Annotated in this window: 1 pseudogene; it reads left to right on the top strand. The window is 76.2% G+C overall.

Annotation, left to right across the window (positions count from 1 at the left end):
• Positions 1-530 precede the first annotated feature (530 nt).
• Positions 531-862 (top strand): annotated as a pseudogene (locus ABD308_RS39515) (hypothetical protein); the annotation flags it as partial.

The raw sequence follows: 862 nt of genomic DNA, 5'->3' as shown, positions 1-862 counted from the left end.
CGCAGCGCTGCTGCTGCACCGCGGCACGGCGGTGCGGCAGCAGGACAACCAGTGCAGCAGCCCTGCTGCCTGTGGGCCAGGTTTCGCCCCGCCCCGGGTAGCGAGGCGTAATGCGGTCGGTGCGTCGGGCCCGGCGGTTACGATCCCGGGCATGGACAGCGCCCCGCCGACCGCCGCCACCGACCGACCGGCCACCAGCGCGGAACCGGCCCGGCTGTGCGCCCGGAAGGGCTGCTCGAACCCGGCGCTCAAGGGCCCCACCGGTCGGCCGCGGACCTACTGCTCGCGGTCCTGCCGCAGCAAAGGTCGACCGCGCCAAGGCCAGGGCCCGCGACGAAGCAGCACAAGCAGCAGGCGCCGCTGCACCCCGCCCGGCCGCTGTATCGCCCACCGCTGCACCCGACCCCGCCGCTGCATCGCCCAGTGCAGCACCTGCTGCTTCTGCTGCACCGGCGGCCGCCATCGGGGCCGACGACGTCCTGGCCCGCTGGGGCGAGGACGGCCGACACCTCCTCGGCGTCGCGGAGGCGATGCGCCGCCGGCTGACGCGCTTCCTGGAGGAGAGCGCCGCCGGCGATCCGGCCGCCGCGTTCGCGGAGCTGGCGAAGGTTCTGCCCGTCTACGGCACCCGCGCCTACATGGCCGCGCAGGAGATCCGGGACAAGGCCCGCTGGCCGCACCTGGACGAGCACGAGCGCCTCATGGCCCGCTCGCGCGAGCGGATCGACCGCTGGGACCACGACGAGGACCCGGACGACGACGCCGTCCCCGGGGAGACAAACGCCCCGCGAGGCGAAACCCCGACCACCCCCGCCCCGGTCGAGCAGCCGCCGGCCCCCGCCCCCGCCCCCGTTCCCGCCCC

The sequence above is a fragment of the Kitasatospora putterlickiae genome, from assembly GCF_039527695.1.
GTDB lineage: Bacteria > Actinomycetota > Actinomycetes > Streptomycetales > Streptomycetaceae > Kitasatospora > Kitasatospora putterlickiae.
This window is presented reverse-complemented; position numbering and strand designations above follow the sequence as displayed.